Consider the following 4357-nt stretch of genomic DNA (forward strand, 5'->3'; position numbering starts at 1 on the left):
TTAGATATAAATTCTGGATTTAAGCTTTGAGCTTTTTTTATATTTCTTAGTTTTCTTTTTGAAAAATTATTTAAGTATTCTTCATTTAAATCAATATAGATATGCTCTTGAATAGGTTTAACATCTATATATTTATTTATTATATTCCAGTCTTGTTTGATTAAAGGATTAAATCTAAAAAATGCAGATATAATATTTTCATTTATACATCTTTTGCAAAACTCTTTTAGTAATTTTTCTAAAATTTCTTTATTTGTATAATAAAAAGCACCGTAATCAAAAGGAGTAATAATATCAAAATACTTATTTTTTTCTAATTCTGCTATTTCGTTAGATATATCTCTTTTTAAATATTGGAAGTAGGCAAAGTCACCTTTGTTATTAGATACTTCAATATATTGTGGTGTTGCATTTTCAAAAGAGGATACAATTTGTGCCCAATTAAATTCATATGAGTAGATTTTAGTTACTTTTTCCATATTTATCATATCTTCCTTGAAATGGAATTTCAAATGGTTTACTAGTTGTTTTTTTTAAAATAAATAATGAACCAAGTGTATCAAATGCATTTATATTTTTTAAAAAATCATTTGGTAAATAATTTTTTAAATCTAACAGTTTATAATTTTCAAGATTTTTATGTCTTATCCCAGCATATTTAATCTCATAGTTGTTTTTAGCTGCTAACGCATGGAAAAAATTCGGGTGATAATTGAAAAAACCATGCTCATATGCTCCTTGAAGCGGTAACGAATGTACCATTAGTCCATCTTTTTTGCATAAATCATGTATACTTTTAAAAGCTTGATATTGATTGAAAATATGTTCTGTAGTACCAAAATTTGTAACTACGTCAAAAGTTTTATTATTTATTTCCTGATTGTCCATTTTTTCATTTAAATCAATTTGAATACTGTTATGAACTCCATCAGGGTCAATAAATTTTATGTCTTTAAATCCAAGCTTTTCCCAAAGTATTTTAGAACTTATTCTTCTTTTTTCAATGTAAGACTCTATTTCTTTCAATGTTGCTTTTAAGTTTAAGGAGTTCAATAGTTTTAAAGCTAAACTAGTGTTGTCTTTTTCTATTAAATCAAAAGAACCAATATTTATAATACTAGATTTATTTTCAAATAGATTTAATTGATGTATAGTACTTATTATATTATAAATCATTATTAACCTAGCATCATTTTCAAGATAACTATTTATTTTCATTTTCTTTTCATTCCCATTATGTATTTCTCTTTTGAGGAGTAATCATTTGCATTGATATTTGTTATTGACCTATGCCTACAGTGAGTACAATTTTTACAATCTTCATTCATCTCTTCTAGATTATTAACACCATTTCTAAATTTTTCCATCTCATTAGACTTCCAAATATCATATATTGGTGAGGAAAAAATATTGCCAATTGTTTTATTTGAAACAGGACAAGGATATACATCTCCATTAGGTTGAATAGATAATCTATACCAAGGCATATTGCAGTGCTTATGTCCTAACTCTTCTGTTTTTTGTTGATTTTCAACAATAGAACCACTTTGAAGAATAAATTTAATATTTTGTTTTTTAGCATATTCAATAGCTTCATCAGTAGTTTTTGTAAAATATTGTTTATCATTTAATGGCATTAAATGATTTAGCTCACTACTAAATGATTTAAATGACGTTACTTGTATGCCTTCTTCTGCTTCAATCTCTTTTGCAAAATCAATAGCCAACTTTAATTCATGTATAGCATCTAAAAGTCCTACTGTAGATATTCTTAAAATAGGATATTTTGTATTTTTTTCTTTTTTTAATTTATTTAAATAAGAGATGTTTTTCTTTACTGTCTCAAGTCTATCTACACCCATATTTTTAATATATGTTTCTTTTGTAAAACCTGTAATTGAAATAGTTAAATATTTTAATTTTCCGACAATTGTATTTGCAATATCTTCTTTTAATAGGGTTCCATTTGTTGAGAAGTAGCTCTCAATATTATAAGAATCAATGATTTTAAAAATATCAATAAAGTCTTTGCAAGTAAGTGGTTCATATTTACTAAATAATGTTATAGATTCTAAATTTTTGAAAAGGGGTTCTACTTTTTTTATATTCTCTTTTGTAAATTCTGTAATTTCTTTGGGTGAGAAAAATGTTAAGTGACAAAATCTACATCGAATATTACATTTACTACTTAAGTCTAAATCTATATGTTTAGGGTATTTCATTGCTATGCCTTTTCTATAGTATCTATGATTTTAGAGTTAATTGGGGAAAGCCAGATTCCATCACATTTTAGTTCAATTGCTTTTTCTAACATTATATTACTACTTTCTATAGATCTTTTCATAGAAGGTGTTGAAAATACTTCTATATTATGTTTATGGAAAATTTCTACTAAATCTTTAGATAATAACTTATTTTGTATATGGACTCTATAAAATTTAAAATCTAAAAAATTTAAACTCTTTTTCTCTTTTATCTCATCTAAATAGCCCCTTAAGAAGTTTTCACTTAAATCTACTTCAAAGCCTAGTTTTTGTAAGGATTTAGCTTTGGTTATATCTGAACACATAAGAATTATATTCTTTTTATTATTTAGAAGTTCAAGTTCAGATAAATATTTTTCTAGTAGATTATCCTTAAGAGTTTCTATATCAATTTTAGATTCAGGGAAATAATCTTTATGAAAATTACATCTAAAGTCTAATAAAAATTTTTGTTCAGGAAATAACTGAATAATATCTTTTAAACTAATAAAAGATTTATTATCTTTTAATGAATTTAATTGTTCAAAGTCAAAGTCTAAGATTAATTTATCAATATTTAGATGTCTTTTTAACGATAAATCATGAAATAAAATTAATTTATTATCTTTTGTAGGAACAATATCTATTTCTATTATAGAAGTTTTTGTCAATTCCCTAATCTCTTTTATTCCTTCAATTGAATTTTCTTCTGAATTTATATTTGTACCTCTATGAACTACTAATTTCATCTAAAACCTTTTTAAATTTAGAATTTTCTAAGGTAAACTTTTTTCTAAATTTTTTTATTGCTTTTACTTTTCTTTTATACTCTTTTTCTGAAATTTCTAAAATATTGTTAATATTCTCTAAATCTCTATTTTGGATTACTATTCCTAAATTATATTTTTTTACAATTTTTGCTAAACTTTTCATTTTATCATTTATAATAATAGGTAAGCCAGCCTCTAAATAAAAAGCAAATTTACTTGGAATTGCAAACTTATTTAATTCTCTTTTTTTAGTAGAGTATTTTAAAACTAGGAATCCAAAATGATAATCTTTTAAAATATTAGGATTTAAGATTTCCCCTTTTTTTATTGTAAAAAAAGTATTAAATTCATTTTCATATAAAAAATCTTGAAAAAGTATTCTTTTATCATCACTAAACATTGAATTATATGCACCTTCAGGTAAAAAAATTGTAACAGAAATATTTTTTGATGTGATTTTTCTTAATGCACTAATCTTATATTTTGTAACAAAAGTCTCTTGAGGATAAGAAGAGGGTGCAAAGGTTCCTGCAAAGACTAATTTTTTTTTCTTATTATAAGGAGTTAAATTATCAATAAAATTTTCTTTATTGCAATACTCAGGAAAGAAAATAAATTTATTTTTACTTACTTTATATTTCTTTGACCAAATTTTTGCTTGTTCTTTTGTATAGTGAGACAATACTTTTTTTGCATTTTTAAAAATATATTTAATAGCTTTAAAATCTTTAGTTGCATTTTTATCAAATATTATTTCATACTCTTTTTTTGAAGAGAAATTCCAATCTTTTATATTAACTATTACATTGTCAAAATTTTTAACAAGTTTTGCAGCAAAAGGATAAGCATGCATCCAAGATCTATGAAATATAAGTTTAGGTTTTATCTCATTTATTTTTTCTATTATATCTTTTTGAGTATTGACATCTATAACCAAATCTACATAGTCAAAGTTCTTTTCATACCCTCTAACTTTATCTATTTTTAAAAGAATAGTTTTTATATTTTTAAATTTTTTTAAATCTTTACATATTCTTTGTATAGTAAAATCATTTATAAAAATTTCACCATTTGGAGGAATGAAAATTATAGTGTTTTCTTTACTCATATATTCCTACTTTTTTACTTAGAATTTTTGCTTTTTTTTCATATGTAAAATTTTTTCTAAATTTTTTTATATTTTTACATAATAAATTATATTCATCTTGTGATATTTTAAGTTTATCATTTAAGTTTTCTAAATCATTATTATTAAATATTATTCCTAAATTATATTTTTTTACTATCTTTGCTATTGAGTGGAATTTTTCATTTATTAAAATAGGAATCCCACACTCTAAGTAG

The 4357-nt window shown here is 23.0% G+C and carries 6 protein-coding genes; all 6 read right to left on the bottom strand.

The window, feature by feature from the left end:
* On the bottom strand, window positions 1-479 hold a 479-nt coding region (locus CP960_RS13530; RefSeq protein WP_133121165.1), incomplete at its 3' end, for a hypothetical protein.
* Entirely contained in the window at window positions 463-1218 is a 756-nt protein-coding gene (locus tag CP960_RS13535; protein ID WP_101185985.1) for a methyltransferase domain-containing protein, read from the bottom strand. The genes CP960_RS13530 and CP960_RS13535, both read right to left, overlap by 17 nt.
* A complete protein-coding gene (locus CP960_RS13540; RefSeq protein WP_101185986.1) occupies window positions 1215-2222 on the bottom strand; it encodes a radical SAM/SPASM domain-containing protein in 1008 nt (335 codons plus the stop codon). Before CP960_RS13540 ends, CP960_RS13535 begins: the two co-directional genes overlap by 4 nt.
* 2 nt (window positions 2223-2224) lie before the next feature.
* Entirely contained in the window at window positions 2225-2992 is a 768-nt protein-coding gene (locus CP960_RS13545; RefSeq protein WP_101185987.1) for a glycerophosphodiester phosphodiesterase, read from the bottom strand.
* On the bottom strand, window positions 2973-4121 hold the full coding sequence (locus CP960_RS13550) for a glycosyltransferase family protein (RefSeq protein ID WP_101185988.1): 1149 nt from the start codon (window positions 4119-4121) through the stop codon (window positions 2973-2975). The genes CP960_RS13545 and CP960_RS13550 overlap by 20 nt, the downstream gene beginning before the upstream one ends.
* A partial coding sequence (locus CP960_RS13860) for a hypothetical protein (protein WP_165777374.1) occupies window positions 4114-4357 on the bottom strand: 244 nt, incomplete at its 5' end. The genes CP960_RS13550 and CP960_RS13860, both read right to left, overlap by 8 nt.

Origin of the sequence: Malaciobacter halophilus, assembly GCF_002837275.1 — a bacterium.
Classification (GTDB): Bacteria; Campylobacterota; Campylobacteria; order Campylobacterales; family Arcobacteraceae; genus Malaciobacter; species Malaciobacter halophilus.